This window comes from Enterobacter sp. BIDMC 26, assembly GCF_000534435.1.
Lineage (GTDB): Bacteria > Pseudomonadota > Gammaproteobacteria > Enterobacterales > Enterobacteriaceae > Enterobacter > Enterobacter ludwigii.
The window spans coordinates 449,235-468,491 of the sequence record NZ_KI973182.1 but is presented as its reverse complement, the minus strand read 5'-3'; the positions used below and the strand labels follow the sequence as shown (position 1 = coordinate 468,491).

Annotated in this window: 16 protein-coding genes; 11 read left to right on the top strand and 5 right to left on the bottom strand. The window is 54.6% G+C overall.

Annotated features, from left to right (window positions below; all coding sequences use genetic code 11):
• Nucleotides 1-11: 11 nt before the first annotated feature.
• The 7 genes from kdpB to potE all read left to right on the top strand — a co-directional run bounded on the left by kdpB (nt 12) and on the right by potE (nt 10,158).
• Nucleotides 12-2,060 (top strand): potassium-transporting ATPase subunit KdpB, encoded by a 2,049-nt coding sequence (gene kdpB, locus L462_RS21040; protein ID WP_014169157.1) that lies wholly within the window; start codon nt 12-14, stop codon nt 2,058-2,060.
• Between the two features lie 12 nt (nt 2,061-2,072).
• Nucleotides 2,073-2,648, top strand: coding sequence for a potassium-transporting ATPase subunit KdpC (kdpC, locus tag L462_RS21045; RefSeq protein WP_020884974.1), 576 nt, complete (start codon nt 2,073-2,075; stop codon nt 2,646-2,648).
• Nucleotides 2,649-5,336 (top strand): two-component system sensor histidine kinase KdpD, encoded by a 2,688-nt coding sequence (gene kdpD, locus L462_RS21050; RefSeq protein ID WP_014169155.1) that lies wholly within the window; start codon nt 2,649-2,651, stop codon nt 5,334-5,336. It abuts the gene before it with no gap.
• The gene (kdpE, locus tag L462_RS21055) at nt 5,333-6,010 is read left to right on the top strand and encodes a two-component system response regulator KdpE (protein ID WP_014169154.1); all 678 of its coding nucleotides are present in this window, start codon (nt 5,333-5,335) and stop codon (nt 6,008-6,010) included. Before kdpD ends, kdpE begins: the two co-directional genes overlap by 4 nt.
• A gap of 278 nt (nt 6,011-6,288) precedes the next feature.
• A complete protein-coding gene (speFL, locus tag L462_RS25000) occupies nt 6,289-6,393 on the top strand; it encodes a leader peptide SpeFL (protein ID WP_106503839.1) in 105 nt (34 codons plus the stop codon).
• A 256-nt stretch (nt 6,394-6,649) separates the two neighbouring features.
• On the top strand, nt 6,650-8,848 hold the full coding sequence (gene speF / locus L462_RS21060) for an ornithine decarboxylase SpeF (RefSeq protein WP_020884975.1): 2,199 nt from the start codon (nt 6,650-6,652) through the stop codon (nt 8,846-8,848).
• Nucleotides 8,845-10,158: a putrescine-ornithine antiporter gene (gene potE / locus L462_RS21065; protein ID WP_014169152.1), complete on the top strand. Its 1,314-nt coding sequence runs from the start codon at nt 8,845-8,847 to the stop codon at nt 10,156-10,158. Before speF ends, potE begins: the two co-directional genes overlap by 4 nt.
• A 70-nt stretch (nt 10,159-10,228) precedes the next feature.
• Here the strand turns inward: potE and pgm are convergent, their stop codons facing one another.
• Nucleotides 10,229-11,869, bottom strand: a complete 1,641-nt coding sequence (gene pgm, locus L462_RS21070) for a phosphoglucomutase (alpha-D-glucose-1,6-bisphosphate-dependent) (RefSeq protein WP_032677693.1) — start codon at nt 11,867-11,869, stop codon at nt 10,229-10,231.
• Nucleotides 11,870-11,893: 24 nt separating this feature from the next.
• A complete protein-coding gene (gene seqA, locus L462_RS21075; protein ID WP_020884977.1) occupies nt 11,894-12,442 on the bottom strand; it encodes a replication initiation negative regulator SeqA in 549 nt (182 codons plus the stop codon).
• Nucleotides 12,443-12,625: 183 nt separating this feature from the next.
• Here seqA and ybfF point away from each other — a divergent pair, with 183 nt between their 5' ends.
• From ybfF to fur, 4 genes are all read left to right on the top strand, one after another.
• A complete protein-coding gene (ybfF, locus tag L462_RS21080; RefSeq protein ID WP_014169149.1) occupies nt 12,626-13,399 on the top strand; it encodes an esterase in 774 nt (257 codons plus the stop codon).
• Between the two features lie 128 nt (nt 13,400-13,527).
• Entirely contained in the window at nt 13,528-13,815 is a 288-nt protein-coding gene (gene ybfE, locus L462_RS21085) for a LexA regulated protein (RefSeq protein WP_014169148.1), read from the top strand.
• A gap of 155 nt (nt 13,816-13,970) precedes the next feature.
• Nucleotides 13,971-14,501, top strand: a complete 531-nt coding sequence (gene fldA / locus L462_RS21090; protein WP_008501067.1) for a flavodoxin FldA — start codon at nt 13,971-13,973, stop codon at nt 14,499-14,501.
• A 288-nt stretch (nt 14,502-14,789) separates the two neighbouring features.
• Nucleotides 14,790-15,236 (top strand): ferric iron uptake transcriptional regulator, encoded by a 447-nt coding sequence (gene fur / locus L462_RS21095; RefSeq protein WP_014169146.1) that lies wholly within the window; start codon nt 14,790-14,792, stop codon nt 15,234-15,236.
• A gap of 108 nt (nt 15,237-15,344) precedes the next feature.
• Here the strand turns inward: fur and chiQ are convergent, their stop codons facing one another.
• The 3 genes from chiQ to glnS all read right to left on the bottom strand — a co-directional run bounded on the left by chiQ (nt 15,345) and on the right by glnS (nt 19,233).
• The gene (chiQ, locus tag L462_RS21100; protein WP_025204664.1) at nt 15,345-15,674 is read right to left on the bottom strand and encodes a ChiQ/YbfN family lipoprotein; all 330 of its coding nucleotides are present in this window, start codon (nt 15,672-15,674) and stop codon (nt 15,345-15,347) included.
• Nucleotides 15,675-15,721: 47 nt separating this feature from the next.
• A complete protein-coding gene (chiP, locus tag L462_RS21105; RefSeq protein WP_020884980.1) occupies nt 15,722-17,119 on the bottom strand; it encodes a chitoporin ChiP in 1,398 nt (465 codons plus the stop codon).
• Between the two features lie 446 nt (nt 17,120-17,565).
• Complete coding sequence (gene glnS / locus L462_RS21110; RefSeq protein WP_025204665.1) at nt 17,566-19,233, bottom strand: glutamine--tRNA ligase; 1,668 nt, start codon at nt 19,231-19,233, stop codon at nt 17,566-17,568.
• Nucleotides 19,234-19,257: the final 24 nt, after the last annotated feature.

The window sequence follows — 19,257 nt, the reverse complement described above, 5'->3', positions numbered from 1 at the left end:
GAGAATTTGTCATGAGTCGTAAACAAATGGCCCTGTTCGAACCGTCGTTAGTTCGACAGGCCCTCATGGATGCGGTGAAAAAGTTGAGCCCGCGCGTGCAGTGGCACAACCCGGTGATGTTTATCGTCTGGATAGGGAGTTTACTCACCACCGCGCTGGCAATTGCCATGGGAACGGGTCATCTGCAGGGGAATGCGATGTTCACCGGCGCTATCAGCCTGTGGCTGTGGTTCACCGTACTGTTTGCCAACTTTGCGGAAGCGCTGGCGGAAGGCCGCAGCAAAGCGCAGGCCAATAGCCTCAAAGGGGTGAAAAAGACCGCTTTTGCGCGCAAATTACGCGAACCGAAATACGGTGCCCAGATGGACCATGTCCCGGCAGATGAACTGCGTAAAGGTGACGTGGTGCTGGTCGAAGCCGGGGACATTATCCCCTGCGATGGTGAAGTCATCGAAGGCGGCGCGTCGGTAGATGAAAGTGCCATCACCGGGGAATCCGCTCCCGTCATACGTGAATCCGGGGGTGATTTCGCCTCCGTAACGGGCGGGACACGCATTCTCTCCGACTGGCTGGTGATCCAGTGTAGCGTCAACCCGGGTGAAACCTTCCTTGACCGTATGATTGCCATGGTGGAAGGCGCGCAGCGTCGTAAAACACCAAACGAAATTGCCCTGACCATCCTGCTGGTGGCGCTGACAATTGTCTTTCTGCTGGCAACCGCCACGTTGTGGCCATTCTCCGCTTACGGCGGTACCGCGGTCACCACCACCGTCCTGGTGGCGCTGCTGGTCTGCCTGATCCCGACCACCATCGGGGGGCTGCTGTCGGCCATCGGCGTGGCCGGTATGAGCCGTATGCTGGGCGCGAACGTCATCGCGACCAGCGGACGTGCGGTAGAGGCCGCAGGGGATGTAGACGTTCTGCTGCTGGATAAAACCGGGACAATTACCCTCGGTAACCGCCAGGCGTCAGAGTTCTTACCTGCCCCCGGCGTGGATGAAAAAACGCTGGCGGATGCGGCGCAACTCTCTTCGCTCGCCGATGAAACGCCGGAAGGCCGCAGTATCGTGATCCTCGCCAAGCAGCGCTTTAACCTGCGCCAGCGCGACGTTCAGAGTCTCCATGCGACTTTCGTTCCCTTCACGGCACAAACCCGAATGAGCGGCATCAACATTCAGGACCGCATGATCCGTAAAGGCTCCGTCGACGCAATTCGTCGCCATATTGAAGCCAACAATGGTCATTTCCCACCAGAAGTGGACAACCTGGTCGAGAGCGTGGCACGTCAGGGCGCGACGCCGCTGGTGGTGGCTGAAGGGGCACATGTGCTGGGGGTGATTTCGCTGAAGGATATCGTAAAAGGCGGGATCAAAGAGCGCTTTGCCCAGCTGCGGAAAATGGGGATCAAAACGGTGATGATCACCGGGGACAACCGTCTGACCGCCGCCGCGATTGCTGCCGAAGCAGGCGTGGATGATTTTCTCTCGGAGGCAACGCCTGAAGCCAAGCTGGCGTTAATTCGTCAGTATCAGGCGGAAGGCCGCCTGGTGGCGATGACGGGTGATGGCACCAACGATGCCCCAGCCCTTGCGCAGGCCGACGTGGCGGTGGCCATGAACTCCGGTACCCAGGCGGCGAAAGAGGCGGGCAACATGGTCGACCTCGACTCGAACCCGACCAAGCTGATTGAAGTTGTGCACATCGGTAAGCAGATGCTGATGACGCGCGGTTCACTGACAACGTTCAGTATCGCCAACGACGTCGCAAAATACTTTGCCATCATTCCCGCGGCGTTTGCGGCCACCTATCCGCAGCTTAATGCGCTGAACGTGATGCATCTGCACTCGCCAGCATCAGCCATTCTCAGTGCGGTTATTTTTAACGCCCTGATTATTGTCTTCCTGATCCCGCTGGCGCTCAAAGGGGTGAGCTATAAACCGCTGACCGCGGCCGCCATGCTGCGCCGCAACCTGTGGATTTACGGGCTGGGTGGGCTGATTGTCCCCTTCATCGGTATCAAGGTTATCGACCTGCTGTTGACGCTGTTTGGGCTGGTTTAAAAGGTGAATCAAATGACGATGTTACGTCCCGCTATACTTCTGTTTATTCTGTTGTCGCTTATTACCGGCGGGCTTTACCCGCTGGTGACCACCGCGCTGGGCCAGTGGTGGTTTAAGGATCAGGCCAACGGCTCGCTGATCATGCAAAACGGTGAAAACCGCGGTTCGCGTCTGATTGGACAGAATTTTACCGACGCCCGTTACTTCCAGGGACGCCCTTCCGCCACTGCCGAAAGCCCGTATAATCCGATGGCATCCGGTGGCAGTAACCTGGCCGGCAGCAACCCGGAGCTGGATAAAGCCATTGCCGAACGTGTAGCTGCCCTGCGCGCCGCAAATCCACAGGCCAGCCGGGAGGTGCCTGTGGAACTGGTGACGGCCTCTGCGAGCGGGCTGGACTACAGCCTGACGCCGAAAGCGGTGGCATGGCAGATCCCCCGCGTCGCAGCGGCCCGTCAGCTGACGGTGGAACAGGTGAGCAAGCTGGTCGCAGAGCATACGCAAAAACCGCTGGTCAGCTTCATCGGCATGCCCGTGGTGAATATTGTTGAGCTGAATCTGGCGCTGGACGCGCTAAGGAAAAACTAAATGACCGACGAGCCCATGCGCCCGGATCCGGACAGGCTGCTCGAACAGACGGCTGAAGCCCATCGCGGCAAACTGAAAATCTTCTTCGGCGCCTGTGCTGGCGTCGGGAAAACCTTCGCCATGCTGACAGAAGCCCAGCGGCTTCGGGCGCAGGGGCTCGATATTCTTATCGGCGTGGTGGAAACCCACGGCCGGAAAGAGACGGCAGCACTGTTGAAGGGGCTGGCGACACAGCCGCCTCGCCGTATCAGCCATCGTGGGCGTCTGGTCACGGAGTTCGATCTCGACGCCGCCCTCGCCCGCAGGCCCGCGCTTATCCTGATGGACGAACTGGCACACAGTAATGCTTCCGGCTCGCGCCACCCCAAACGCTGGCAGGACGTTGAAGAGCTGCTTGAAGCAGGCATTGATGTTTTCACCACGGTAAATGTTCAGCATCTCGAAAGCCTGAACGACGTGGTCAGCGGCGTGACCGGGATTCAGGTTCGCGAAACCGTACCCGATCCCTTTTTCGACTCTGCGGACGAAGTGGTGCTGGTCGATCTGCCTCCAGACGATCTGCGCCAGCGACTGCATGAAGGAAAAGTCTATATTGCAGGTCAGGCCGAACGCGCCATCGAACATTTCTTTCGCAAAGGCAACCTGATAGCCCTGCGCGAGCTGGCCCTGCGTCGCACGGCGGATCGCGTGGACGATCAGATGCGCGCCTGGCGTGACCTGCAAGGGCAGGAGCGCGTCTGGCATACGCGGGATGCCATTCTGCTGTGTGTGGGTCACGGCAGCGGCAATGAAAAGCTCGTCCGCACCGCCGCGCGCCTGGCGGCTAAGTTTGGCAGCGTCTGGCATGCGGTCTATGTCGAGACGCCGCAGCTTCACGCGCTGCCTGAAAACCAGCGCCGCGCGATCTTAAGTTCGCTGCGTCTGGCACAGGAGCTGGGCGCAGAAACCGCCACCCTCTCCGATCCCCAGGAAGATAAAGCCATTCTGCGCTACGCGCGTGAGCACAATCTCGGGAAAATTGTCATTGGCCGTCGTCAGCATCGTCGCTGGTTTAGCCGCGAATCCTTTGCTGACAAACTGGCCCGGCGTGCTCCCGACCTCGATCTGGTGATTGTCGCACTGGATGACAAACCCACCCCTTTACCCAACCGCGCACCGGACAGCCGCACTTTTAATGATAAATGGCGAATTCAGATCCGCGGCTGTCTTGTCGCCGTCGTGCTCTGCGCGCTGATCACCGTGATTGCCAGCCACTGGCTGATTGCCTTCGACGCGGCCAATCTGGTGATGATCTACCTGCTCGGCGTGGTCGTGGTGGCGCTCTTTTACGGGCGCTGGCCCTCGGTACTGGCAACGTTCATCAACGTCATCAGCTTCGATCTGTTCTTTATCGCGCCCCGCGGAACGCTCGCCGTTTCGGATGTGCAGTACATTCTCACCTTTGCCGTGATGCTCACCGTCGGACTGGTGATCGGTAATCTGACGGCGGGTGTGCGTTATCAGGCCCGTATCGCCCGCTACCGCGAACAGCGCACACGGCATCTCTATGAGATGTCTAAATCGCTGGCGGTTGGCCGTACGCCGCTGGATATTGTGCAGACCAGCGAGCAGTTTATCCGCTCGACCTTTCACGCCAGCAACCTGATTTTACTCCCGGACGAACACGGGAAACTGCGCCCGCTGACCTCGGCCTCAGGCATGACGCCCTGGGATGAAGCCATTGCACGCTGGAGCTTTGATAAAGGACTCCCTGCGGGTGCAGGGACGGACACCCTGCCCGGCGTACCGTATCAAATTCTGCCGCTGCGCAGTGCCGATAAAAATCAGGGGCTGGTGATCGTTGAACCTTCGAATCTGCGCCAGCTGATGATCCCCGAACAGCAGCGATTGCTGGAAACATTTACCCTGCTGGTGGCAAGCGCGCTGGAACGGCTGGCGCTTACCGCCAGCGAAGAACAGGCCCGTCTGGCAAGCGAGCGCGAGAGCATTCGTAACTCATTGCTGGCCGCCCTCTCCCACGACCTTCGCACCCCACTCACCGTGCTGTTTGGCCAGTCAGAAATTTTGACGCTGGATTTGGCAGCGGAAGGCTCGAAACATGCGTTGCAGGCCAGCGAGATCCGCCAGCATGTGCTGAACACCACACGCCTGGTAAATAATCTGCTTGATATGGCGCGTATTCAGTCGGGCGGATTTAACCTCAAAAAAGAGTGGCTCACGCTCGAAGAGGTAGTGGGTAGCGCCTTGAAAATGCTGGAGCCGGGCCTCGGTGGGCGCCATATTGCGCTGAACATGCCCGAACCGCTGACGTTAATTCACGTTGATGGCCCGCTGTTTGAACGCGTGCTGATCAATCTGCTGGAAAATGCCGGCAAATACGCAGGAGCAAACGCCCGGATTGGGGTGGATGCCACAGTGGAAGATCACACGCTACGGCTTGACGTCTGGGATACCGGGCCGGGTATCCCTGCCGGACAGGAGTTCGCTATTTTCGAGAAATTTGCCCGCGGTAATAAAGAGTCGGCCATTCCCGGCGTGGGTCTGGGTCTGGCGATTTGCCAGGCGATTATTGACGTTCATGGCGGTACCATTTCGGCGGAGAATCGCCCGGAAGGCGGCGCACGTTTTTGTGTTAAACTTCCTCTGGAAGCCCCGCCAGAACTTAATGAATTACCAGAGGATTTGTGATCAACGTTCTGATTGTTGAAGATGAGATCGCCATTAGCCGGTTTCTGCGTGCTGCGCTGGAAGGCGATGGCCTGCGCGTTCATGACGCCGGCACGCTCCAGCGGGGTTTGATTGAAGCGGCCACGCGCAAACCTGATCTGGTGATCCTCGATCTCGGCCTGCCGGATGGCGACGGCATCGATTTTATTCGTGAGGTTCGACAGTGGAGTCAGATGCCCATTCTGGTGCTGTCAGCCCGTACCGAAGAGTCGGATAAAATCGCGGCGCTGGATGCCGGAGCGGATGACTATCTGATTAAGCCTTTTGGTATTGGCGAACTGCAGGCTCGCCTTCGTGTCGCGCTGCGTCGTCACAGCGCCACCACCCCTGCCGACCCAACATACACGTTTGGTGATATTCGGGTTGATCTGGCAGCACGGCGCATTGTTCGCGGTGAAGAGGAAATCCATCTCACCCCCATCGAGTTTCGGCTACTCGCCGTTTTGCTCAATAATCACGGTAAGGTACTCACCCAGCGCCAGCTGTTGAGTCAGGTGTGGGGGCCAAACGCCGTGGAACATAGTCACTATTTACGCATATATATGGGACACCTTCGACAAAAACTGGAAGTTGACCCCGCGCGTCCTCGTCATTTATTAACTGAAACCGGTATCGGTTATCGATTCATGCTTTGAATAACTATTCAGTTTATTTTTAAATAAACACCTACCCTCCTCTAAAATACGCGCGAAAATAATCTCCGGGTTATTTTTTGGTGTATTTATGTCCATTCAGCACATTCATAATACAATCCGTTAACGCAACATCAACATATCAGCATTTTGATCTGCGATATTCATCAAAAGCGAATATTTATTTCTGATTTGATCGGTTAACGGTGATCTGTTTCACAGTTAATCGCTTTTTCCAGGATAAAATGTCCATGCTTTCAATTACTGAAAGGAAATGAAACATGGAAAACAATAATCGTTTAATGCCCCATATAAGGCGGACAACTCATATCATGATGTTTGCCCACCGAAACTGTTTTGACTTTCATATCTTTAATGCCCGGTAGTCCTTCGACTTCTGGCGCACCCGCTTACAGGTCATCCTGAAAAACCCTATTTTACAGGCCCTTGCCTGTGAACCCGTGCGCTCATTCATCTTAATTCAGGCTCATCCGCGACCGGGCGGACTGAATTCTATTCAGCAAAAAACGCATTACTGATTTTTTTAATCAGCGGCCTCCTTTTGCTGTTTTCCGGCATATTATCGATTTCTTTTCTGCAAGAAATCGAGGGACTGTTATTACCTAAAATAAAGAGAGAAAGATGAAAAGTTTAAAAATTGCAGCCAGCCGCGCCTGCCCTGATTGCTTTACCACTCACCGTGAACTGGTGGATATCAACGCCACGGATTATATTGATGTTGCCGCCATTGTTCTGGCCGTCAGCGATATTTTCACTGGTCGTATAGAAGAAATAGAAGCAACCGGATTTGGCATTCCTGTTTTTGTCGCGACGCATAAAGAAGAAATTATCCCGGCAGAGTATTTATCGCGGATCCACGGCGTATTCGAAGCATCAGACACCAGCAACGACTTTCACGGACGCCAACTGGAAGCGGCCGCGCAGAAGTATGAAACCCAACTGCGTCCGCCGTTTTTCCGGGCTCTGGTCGACTATGTCAAACAGGGTAACAGCGCCTTCGACTGTCCGGGTCACCAGGGCGGGCAATTCTTCCGCCGTCACCCTGCCGGCAATCAGTTTGTCGATTTCTTTGGCGAAACCCTTTTCCGCTCAGACCTGTGCAACGCCGACGTGGCGATGGGCGATCTGCTGATCCACGAAGGGGCACCCTGCATTGCGCAGCAGCATGCGGCGAAAGTCTTTAATGCCGATAAAACCTACTTCGTGCTGAACGGAACCTCATCGTCCAACAAAGTGGTGCTCAACGCCCTTCTCACTCCGGGTGACCTGGTCCTGTTCGATCGCAACAACCATAAATCCAACCACCACGGAGCACTTCTTCAGGCGGGCGCAACGCCGGTCTATCTGGAAACCGCACGTAACCCGTACGGCTTTATTGGCGGCATCGACGCCCACTGCTTCGAGGAGAATTATCTGCGTGAGCTGGTGTCCGAAGTGGCGCCGGGCCGTGCCCGCGACGCGCGTCCGTTCCGCCTGGCGGTGATCCAGCTGGGTACCTACGATGGCACCATCTATAACGCTCGCCAGGTCGTGGATAACATCGGCCATCTGTGCGACTACATCCTGTTTGACTCTGCCTGGGTGGGTTACGAGCAGTTTATACCGATGATGGCCGATTGCTCTCCGCTGCTGCTGGAGCTGAATGAAAACGATCCAGGGATCCTGGTCACCCAGTCAGTCCATAAACAGCAGGCCGGTTTCTCACAGACCTCGCAAATCCACAAGAAGGACAGCCACATCAAAGGCCAGCAGCGCTATGTTCCGCATAAGCGGCTGAATAACGCCTTCATGATGCACGCGTCCACCAGCCCGTTCTATCCGCTGTTTGCTGCACTGGATATCAACGCCCGCATGCATGAGGGACAGAGCGGCCGCAACATGTGGATGGACTGCGTGGTGACCGGTATCGAAGCCCGTAAGCTGATCCTGCAGAACTGCCAGTATCTTCGCCCATTCGTGCCGGAACTGGTTGATGGCCGTCCGTGGGAAAGCTGGGACACCGCTGAGATTGCCACGGACCTGCGCTTCTTCCACTTCGTGCCCGGTGAACACTGGCACGCCTTCGAAGGCTATGCCGAACATCAGTATTTTATCGACCCATGCAAACTGCTGCTGACCACGCCGGGAATTAACGCCCGGACCGGTGAGTACGAGGATTTCGGCGTCCCCGCCACTATTCTCGCCAACTTCCTGCGTGAAAACGGCATCGTGCCGGAAAAATGCGATCTCAACTCCATCCTGTTCCTGCTCACGCCTGCCGAGGATATGGGCAAACTGCAGCAACTGGTCGCGCAACTGGTGCGCTTCGAAAAACTGCTCGAGACGGATGCCCCCCTCAAAGAGGTACTGCCTTCTGTCTGTAAACAGTATCCGGAGCGCTATGCAGATTACACCCTGCGCCAGATTTGCCAGGAAATGCATGAGCTGTACGCCCGCCACAACGTGAAACAGCTGCAAAAAGAGATGTTCCGCAAGTCTCACTTCCCGCGCGTCATGATGAACCCGCAAGAGGCGAACTATGCCTACCTGCGGGGTGAGGTCGAGCTGGTCTCACTGCGCGATGCGGAAGGTCGCATTGCCGCCGAAGGCGCCCTTCCTTATCCACCGGGGGTGTTGTGCGTTGTGCCGGGTGAAGTCTGGGGCGGTTCCGTGCTGCGCTACTTTGCTGCGCTGGAAGAGGGTATCAACCTTTTACCGGGCTTCGCGCCGGAACTGCAGGGCGTTTACGTTGAGGAGTGTGACGGTCGTAAGCAGGTTCGTTGTAACGTCATCAAACACGCTGCCGCTCAGCCATCGCTGCTGAAAGGAGAAAAATTATGAGCAAGTCCAATAAAATGGGCGTGGTGCAGCTGACCATTCTCACCATGGTAAACATGATGGGGTCCGGGATCATCATGCTGCCCACCAAGCTTGCGGAAGTAGGAACCATTTCGATTATCTCCTGGATGGTGACCGCCGTGGGGTCAATGGCACTGGCCTGGGCATTCGCCAAGTGCGGTATGTTCAGCCGCAAGCCCGGCGGGATGGGCGGCTACGCCGAATATGCCTTTGGCAAATCCGGTAACTTCATGGCCAACTACACCTACGGCGTCTCTTTGCTGATCGCTAACGTGGCGATTGCCATTTCCGCCGTGGGTTACGGTACGGAGCTATTCGGTGTGGCGCTGACCCCGGTGCAAATCGGGCTGGCCACCATCGGCGTGCTGTGGATCTGCACCGTGGCTAACTTTGGCGGCGCGCGCATTACCGGACAGATCAGCAGTATTACCGTCTGGGGGGTTATTATCCCGGTGGTTGGGCTGTGCATCATCGGCTGGTTCTGGTTTAGCCCCACGCTGTACGTCAACTCCTGGAACCCACACCATGTTCCGTTCTTCACCGCAGTGGGCTCTTCCATCGCCATGACGCTGTGGGCCTTCCTGGGGCTGGAATCTGCGTGTGCTAACGCCGAAGTGGTGGAAAACCCGGAGAAGAACGTACCGATTGCCGTGCTTGGCGGTACGCTGGGCGCTGCGGCCATTTACATTGTCTCAACCAACGTGATTGCAGGGATTGTACCGAACATGGATCTTGCCAGTTCCACGGCACCGTTCGGTCTGGCCTTTGCGCAGATGTTTACGCCGGGTGTCGGGAAAGTGATCATGGGGCTGATGGTGATGTCCTGCTGCGGCTCGCTCCTCGGCTGGCAGTTCACCATCGCTCAGGTCTTTAAATCATCCGCTGACGAAGGGTATTTCCCAAAAATCTTCTCCCGGGTCAGCAAAGCAGAGGCACCGGTTCAGGGCATGCTGGCGATTGTTATCTTCCAGAGTGGGTTATCTTTGATGACCATCAGCCCGTCGCTGAACAGCCAGTTCAACGTGCTGGTCAACCTGGCGGTAGTGACCAATATCATTCCGTATATTCTGTCGATGGCGGCGCTGGTCATCATTCAGAAGGTGGCGAAGGTGGACGCAGGCAAAGCGAGGGTGGCGAATATTGTGGCGCTGATTGGGGCAATTTACAGCTTCTATGCGCTCTACTCTTCCGGCCAGGAAGCCATGCTGTATGGTGCGATGGTGACCTTTATGGGCTGGACGCTGTACGGTCTGGTATCACCGCGGTTTGAATTGAAAAATAAACACAGTTAATGCAAAAGCAAAACGGCAACCCCAGGGTTGCCGTTTTGACTGCATCGTGAGGGCATCAGCCCATCGCGATTTACGCGTTTTTCAGCACTTCGCTGACAATCTCTACCGCTTCTTTCTCAATCAGCTTACGGTGTTCGTCGCCGAGGAAGCTCTCACAATAGATTTTGTACGCATCTTCCGTACCGGATGGACGCGCGGCAAACCAGCCGTTTTCGGTCATCACTTTCAGACCACCGATAGAGGCACCGTTACCCGGGGCCGCCGTCAGACGGGCCGTGATAGGGTCACCGGCCAGCATGCTGGCACTGACCATCTCCGGAGAGAGTTTAGACAGCGCTGCTTTCTGCGCGGAGGTCGCGCCAGCCTGAATACGGTTATAGCTTGGCGCGCCAAAGCGTGCCGCCAGCTCGTTATAGTGTTCCTGCGGATTTTTACCGGTGACAGCGGTGATTTCCGCCGCCAGCAGGCACATGATGATCCCGTCTTTATCGGTAGACCATGGCGTGCCGTCGAAACGCAGGAAGGATGCGCCCGCGCTCTCTTCACCGCCAAAACCGAAGCTGCCGTCGTGCAGACCGTCAACAAACCATTTGAAGCCTACCGGTACTTCCACCAGCTTACGGCCCAGCGCCTCAACCACGCGGTCAATCATCGCCGAGGAGACCAGCGTTTTACCTACAGCCACCTCTTTGCCCCACTGCGGACGATGCTGGAACAGGTAGTTGATGGCAACCGCAAGATAATGGTTCGGGTTCATCAGCCCTGCCGGGGTGACAATACCGTGGCGGTCATAATCCGGGTCGTTGGCAAACGCCAGGTCAAATTTATCACGCAGCGCCAGCAGGCCCGCCATCGCACACTCGGAAGAGCAGTCCATACGGATTGCGCCGTCTTTATCCAGGTGCATAAAGCGGAAGGTCTGATCAACGTGATCGTTAACGATGGTCAGGTTCAGCTTGTAATGCTCTGCGATGCGTTTCCAGTATTCGATACCGGAGCCGCCGAGAGGGTCAACGCCCAGCTTCAGACCGGCTTTCTGGATGGCCGCCATATCGACGATATCCGCCAGACCTTCCACAAATGGCTGTACCAGATCCTGCTCTTTCACATGGCCGGACGCCATGGCCGCATCCAGAGAGAGGCGTTTCACCCCTTTCAGGCCATCCGCCAGCAGCGCATTGGCACGATCTTCAACCACTTTCGTGACGTTCGTGTCTGCCGGTCCACCGTTAGGCGGGTTGTATTTGATCCCACCGTCTTCCGGCGGGTTGTGTGATGGAGTGATCACAATCCCGTCAGCCATCGCACCGCCTTTCTTGTTGTGGACAAGGATCGCGTTAGAGACCGCAGGGGTCGGCGTGAAGCCGTTATTTTCCTGAACAATGACGTCAACGCCATTCGCCGTCAGCACTTCCAGCACGGAAATGAACGCCGGTTCAGACAGAGCATGGGTATCTTTTCCCACATAGCACGGACCGGTAACGCCGTTTTTAGCGCGCTCTTCCGCGATGGCCTGAGCAATAGCCAGAATGTGCGGTTCGTTAAAGCTATGGCGCGCCGCGCTACCGCGGTGGCCAGATGTACCAAACTTCACTGCGTGTTCTGCGTTGCCCACGACCGGTTTCAGCACGTAATACTGCGCGGTCAGCTGAGCGACGTTAATCAAATCGCTTTGTTGTGCAGGTTGGCCTGCACGGCTGTGATTTGCCATTACCGGGTCCTTCTGATGCAAGGGTTAAATTGTACCGCAAACCTTTTCAATCAATTCCGCCGGGAACTGCATGGACTGCATGATGTGTTCAACCATGCTGCACTTGCGGCCCGTATTGGTATTGGTGATGACCCAGTACGGTGTGCCCGGGACATGTTTAGGTTTGGTTTGGTTGCCATTTTGCAGCAGCGTTTGCTCGTCGCCCGCGAAATAGACGCGGGTACGACCGTGCAGCGACTCGGTCGCTTCAGCAAACGCTTTGTTATCCAGTGAATAGAGTGTAGACAGCACCAGCATGAAGCGGTTAACCGCTTTTTTCTGCTCGGCGTACTCATCAGAGAGCAGCAACTCGCGCATCGCACGTACTTTGTCTTTCACTTGCGCGACGGCAGGTTTTGCTTGTGCAACAACGTTTTGTTGAGACACGACATCTTTAGTGACTGGGGTAGCAGGCTGTGAGGCGGCGGAAATTTTAAGCATGCGCCGTAAAATGTCGGACGCACTCTCCCCGATATGCCGCGTCTGGCTGGCAATATACTGATAGAGTTCGTCATCAACTTCGATTGTTTTCATCTTAATCCAGTGCGATATCTTATCTGAATACAAGTCGTTGGGATTATAAAGTTAAATTCCAACAGCGGATAGCGTCAAACCAGGTTGGCGGCAAAAGTCAGATTAAACTGGAACCTTGCAGCCGGGCGGCAGAATGGTCAACATGATACCCTAACCTGACATACGTAAAAAAAGAACTTTGCCATGAAATTGAATACCCGAGCGCAAACTGCACAATCGCCGAACAATAATTCTCCCATCGTACTGGTTCACGGGCTTTTTGGCAGCCTGGATAACCTGGGGGTGCTGGCGCGCGATCTGGTTACCGATCACGATATTTTGCAGGTCGATATGCGAAATCACGGTCTTTCCGGGCGTTCAGAGGAGATGACCTACGCGGCAATGGCCCAGGATCTGCTCGATACGCTTGATGCCAACCATCTTCAGAAGGTGACGCTCATCGGGCATTCTATGGGCGGCAAGGCGGTAATGGCCCTGACGGCGCTGGCACCGGACAGAATCAACGGTCTGGTCGTGATCGACGTTGCCCCGGTGGATTACGACGTGCGCCGTCATGACGACATTTTTGCTGCCATCAATGCGGTGACAGAGGCTGGGGTTTCAACCCGCCAACAGGCCACAGCCGTCATGCGCGAACATCTTAATGAAGAAGGCGTTATTCAGTTTCTTCTGAAGTCGTTTGTCGACGGCCAGTGGCGTTTCAACGTGCCGGTACTCTGGGCGCAGTACAACAACATCGTCGGCTGGGATACGGTGCCCGCCTGGCAACACCCTACCCTCTTTATTCGCGGCGGTAACTCCCCTTATGTCACCGACGCCTACCGCGACACGTTGCTGGCGCAATTCCCGCAGGCCCGTGCCCATGTCATCGCCGGTGCCGGACACTGGGTTCACGCGGAAAAACCTGACGCCGTGTTACGCGCCATCCGACGCTATCTCTCTGATACTGCGAATTGATTAAAAAGAGAGCGACTGGAAGGTTGCGGGCTTCCAGTCGTTGGCGTGCCGTTTTTGGTGATGTATGATGGCGCGCTCATCGCCCGGGCAATAGCAGGGCGGCTTGTTTCCCCCGAAGTCTCAGAATCATGGCCAAAGAACAAACGGACCGTACGACACTAGATCTGTTCGCGAATGAGCGTCGACCGGGACGACCGAAAACGAATCCGCTTTCGCGCGATGAACAGCTGCGTATTAATAAACGCAACCAGCTTAAACGCGATAAAAATCGTGGGCTTAAGCGTGTCGAACTGAAGCTCAATGCCGACGCCGTCGATGCGCTTAACGAACTGGCTGAAGCGCGTAATATCAGCCGTAGCGAGCTCATTGAAGAGATGTTGATCGCCCAGCTTGAGACGTTGCGCCGCCAGGCATAAGTCTGAAAATCCCCTTTCTTACCCTTTTCATGTAGCACAGAGTGCAGTCCTGCGCGATAGCTGTTTCCGCGGGGTTGCCAGTTCTGCTATTATTGCCCTTATCCGTGGACAAATTGCGCCACCATACCATTAAGTTTCAAGAGGTTATTTTACTCATGGCAATCATCGGCATTTTCTTCGGCAGTGATACCGGCAATACCGAAAATATCGCAAAAAACATTCAAAAACAGCTCGGTAAAGACGTTGCCGATGTGCATGACATCGCCAAGAGCAGCAAAGAAGATCTCGAAGGCTATGACATCCTGTTGCTGGGTATCCCAACCTGGTACTACGGTGAAGCCCAGTGTGACTGGGATGATTTCTTCCCGACGCTGGAAGAAGTGGACTTCAACGGCAAGCTGGTCGCCCTGTTTGGCTGCGGCGATCAGGAAGACTACGCTGAGTACTTCTGTGACGCGCTGGGCACTATCCGCGATATCATTGAACCGAATGGTGCAGTTATCGTAGGCCACTGGCCGACTGCAGGTTATCACTTCGAAGCGTCTAAAGGCCTGGCCGATGACGACCACTTCGTGGGTCTGGCGATCGACGAAGACCGTCAGCCAGAACTGACCGCAGAGCGCGTTGAGAAGTGGGTGAAGCAGATCCGCGAAGAACTGCACCTGGACGATATTCTTAACGCCTGATTGTTATTGTGGCGCAACCCCGGTTGCGCCCAGGAACCGGGTCAAACGATTAAATTAATCGCTACAATCTTTTAACTTTTTCGCCCAGACCTGTACAATGTCTCCCAGGTAAAATGGGGTGCCATTGAGTAAGTTTGTCGGTGATACCACGTTTTTATAAGCATACTTTGCCTGAGACTTGCAGTTTTCATTTAGCCATGGCAGTTCTATAATGAGACGCATTATTCCAGGTGCATTTTCTGTCACTTCCTCCAGAAGTGAATCGTTTAGCAACAGGACAGATTCCGCATGACTGACAACAATACCGCATTAAAGAAGGCTGGCCTGAAAGTTACGCTTCCTCGGTTAAAAATCCTTGAAGTGCTTCAGGGTCCAGACAATCACCATGTCAGTGCGGAAGACCTTTACAAGCGTCTTATCGACATGGGTGAAGAGATTGGGCTGGCAACCGTCTATCGCGTGCTGAACCAGTTTGATGACGCGGGCATTGTTACCCGTCATAATTTCGAAGGCGGTAAATCTGTATTCGAACTGACCCAGCAGCAGCACCACGATCACCTGATCTGCCTGGATTGTGGCAAGGTCATTGAATTTAGCGATGATTCCATCGAAGCACGTCAGCGTGAAATCGCTGCTCGTCATGGTATCCGCCTGACCAACCATAGCCTGTATCTGTATGGTCACTGTGCTGAAGGTGATTGCCGCGAAGACGATCACGCACACGACGCCAAATAAGTCGAACTTTCATACTCTGAGCCAGCCGCAAGGTTGGCTTTTTTTTGCCTGTCACCCGGCGAAAAAAAGCCCGGTAAGCACAGCGCCACCGGGCCTTAACACGCTTAATTAATTTCCGTTGTTACTGCGTATTTCCTTCCAGATCTGGTCGCAACGCTTCGCCACTTCCTGATCGTTACCGGTTTTACGCGCCTGAATGCAGGCCTGATAGTCCATCACGCGAACATTTTCCTGCGTCGCAAACTGCTCATGCGCCTTCTCTTTCTTCAGCACATTCAGCACGCTCTGGCAGGCTTCAATTTTCTCCGGTGAGCCTTCAGCGGTGTTAATGCAGGCGCTGTAAGCCTCCTTCAGGCGAGAATCTTCTTTCGGCGCCGGGTCCTGGGCGCAAGCCACCAGCCCCGAGGCCAGCAACGCGACGATTACCATTTTTTTCATCATGTGCAGTCTCCATTCCGGCGGGACGGAACCCGCCGGAGCGTTCATCAGAAGATAGTGAATGGTGCGATAACCATGAATTTCACGTCACGTTCATCCTGGAAGATGTTGCCGTAACCGCCCGCGTAGCTTGGAATATCAGAGTGGTTGTCATACTGCGTGAAGTGCAGCTTGAACATCGTGCCTTTCGCACGTCCGTCCTGCACGGTATAGATGGCATCCAGGCTGTAAGAGGACTCTTTCAGACGGTAGTTCGGATCGTAGTACGCATCCGGTGTGGCCATGTCGCCCGGTTTGGCGTCCCAGGCATACGCGTAGGAGGCGCCCACCGCCCAGCCCGGCAGGTTCCAGTTTTTCAGGTCATACATTGCGCCGAAGAAGACTGCTTTTTCGCCGTCGGCGTTGAAATCAGAGCGGTTATCCCACCAGATATCCAGACGACCGTTGGAAGATGCGTAAGTCGGGGTCATACGCTGCAGGAAGTAGCCCTGCTGCCCTTCCGCCTTCACCCATGTTCCTTCCAGACGCAAATCCACCTGACCCACTTTGTAGCCAAAGGTCAGCGCCTGCAGCCAGGCCGTGCCGTCATAAATATCGTTGACGCCACCATCGCTGACTTTGTCTCGCGTGCCGTAGAACTGGTAACTGGTACTCAACGGACTCCCTGCGATATCAAACTTGTAGCTGGCTTTGGCAAAATACTGATCGATATAACCTTCAGCCTGACCAAAAGCGGCTTCTAACACGAGGTCGTTTTTAAAATCGTACTTCGCACCCAGCGAGTGGAGGTAATCCACTTTGGTCTTTTTATCATTCTGGTAAAACTTATCCATTTCGATATGCCACGGGGCTTTGTATTCGTTGGTCCACATATAGGAGAAACTCAACGCACCCGCATCACCGTAGTCAAAGTTAGCGCCGGCTTCAGCGCCCTGGTAAGTACCAGGCATAAAACTCCAGTGTGGCGCTAACAGGGTTTGGCCAGTTGGCTGAATATATCCGCCGCGCGCCCAGACTGGACCATATTTGAATTTTGCAGCGGCTTTATACAGGCTGATACCGCTTTTATCGCCGGACCAGTCTTCTTTATAGGCCTTATTGCTGGACGAGAAGGCAATTTCGTTCGGATGTCCGCTGTCGCCATTTTCCGCCATTTCAATTGCCGTGAATGCGGCAATATCCAGGCCGAACATATCGGCGGCATAGCCTGACTGGAAGTCGAGGTTGGCGTTCCAGGTAGAGTGAGAAAGGTTGGTTTTGTATTTGTCTTCAGTAACGTCTTTACGGTCACGTTCACGCTGCCAGTAATAAATACCGCCCGTGAGGGTAGAATCTTCAATGAAACCTGCTGCCTTAGCCTCTGGCGCAATCACCAGGCCTGACATTGCTGTCACACCGGCGATAGCCAGCGCCAGCGCACTACGTTTGCCACTGAACGTACGCATAGATTATTCCTCTTTGACGAATTAAAACGCCTGAACGGCGAAAAATATAAAAGACCAAAAGGTCAGGGGTAGTCAGAAATACCCTCGAATTAACTACCGCCTTTAGGTTATTTTTCGCGACGCGAATTATCAATGCTTTTCCGTGGGCAAAAGTCAGGATTATGACGAAGTGCACATAATTAGTAGTGCTTTGTAACATTTAGCGGGAGACGAGATTTGGCGGGGCAAGTCATTAAATTTAAGTCAGTAATTGTGTAAATTACTGGTTATTTTCAGGCCTTCACTATTTTCAGAAATATACAAACTTTTTTTAGAAAAATAAGTAGCACCACATTGACCTGAATATTGCGCAGACATTATTTTTGCTCGCGCTTAACGATATGATCATTCAATAAAAAAACGCCGCATTACGCGGCGTTTGTCTCTCATTGACCAGAGCAGCGTTATTATTCGCCGACTTTAGTCCAGGTATCACGCAGACCAACGGTACGGTTAAACACCGGTTTTTCCGAGGTACTGTGACGGCTGTCGAGGCAGAAGTAGCCTTCACGTTCGAACTGGAACGCTTTGCCCGCTTCAGCGGCTTTCAGAGACGGCTCAGCATACCCCTGCTTGATGACCAGAGATTCCGGGTTGATTGTCGCCAGGAAGTCTTCTGCTGCACCTGGGTTAGGCACGCTGAACAGACGATCGTACAGGCGAATTTCAACCGGCAGCGCATGTGTTGCACTTACCCAGTGGATCACGCCTTTCACTTTGCGGCCATCTGCCGGATCTTTGCTCAGGGTTTCAGCGTCGTAAGAGCAGAAGATGGTGGTGATATTCCCTTCCGCATCTTTCTCAACACGCTCAGCTTTGATCACGTATGCGTTACGCAGACGCACCTCTTTACCCAGCACCAGACGCTTGTACTGCTTGTTCGCTTCTTCGCGGAAGTCAGCACGATCGATCCAGATTTCACCGCTGAACGGCACGTCACGGGTGCCCATTTCCGGTTTGTTCGGATGGTTAGGCATGGAGACCATTTCGCTCGCGCCTTGCGGGTAGTTTTCGATAACCAGTTTAACCGGATCGATGACGGCCATTGCGCGCGGCGCGTTGTCGTTCAGATCTTCACGAATGCAGGATTCCAGAGAGGCGATCTCAATGGTGTTATCCTGCTTGGTCACGCCGATGCGCTTACAGAACTCGCGAATAGACGCGGCAGTATAACCACGGCGACGCAGACCAGAGATGGTAGGCATACGCGGATCGTCCCAGCCCTCAACATGCTTGTCGGTCACCAGCAGGTTCAGCTTACGCTTGGACATCACCGTGTATTCCAGATTCAGACGAGAGAATTCGTACTGACGCGGATGCACCGGGATGGTGATGTTATCCAGAACCCAGTCGTACAGACGGCGGTTGTCCTGGAACTCCAGCGTACACAGGGAGTGCGTAATGCCTTCCAGCGCATCGCTGATGCAGTGGGTAAAGTCGTACATCGGGTAGATGCACCACTTGTTACCGGTCTGATGGTGTTCAGCGAACTTGATACGGTACAGAACCGGATCGCGCATCACGATGAACGGTGATGCCATGTCGATTTTGGCACGCAGGCACGCTTTACCTTCCTCGAAGCCACCCGCACGCATTTTTTCAAACAGCGCCAGGTTCTCTTCAACGCTGCGATCGCGGAACGGGCTGTTTTTACCCGGCGCGGTCAGCGTGCCGCGGTATTCGCGGATCTCTTCAGCAGACAGCTCGTCGACATACGCCAGACCTTTATTGATAAGCTCGACCGCATAGGCATACAGCTGATCAAAATAGTCAGAGGAGTAGCAGATATCGCCAGACCAGTTGAAGCCCAGCCATTGCACGTCATTCTTAATAGACTCAACGTATTCGATGTCTTCTTTTACTGGGTTGGTGTCATCGAAACGCAGGTTGCACTGTCCCTGGTAGTCTTGCGCGATGCCAAAGTTCAGGCAGATCGATTTTGCATGACCAATATGCAGGTAGCCGTTTGGCTCCGGCGGGAAACGGGTATGAACTGTGGTGTGCTTACCACTGGCCAGATCTTCATCGATGATCTGACGAATAAAGTTACTCGGGCGGGCTTCAGCCTCACTCATCGTGGATTCCTCAAAGCGTAAACA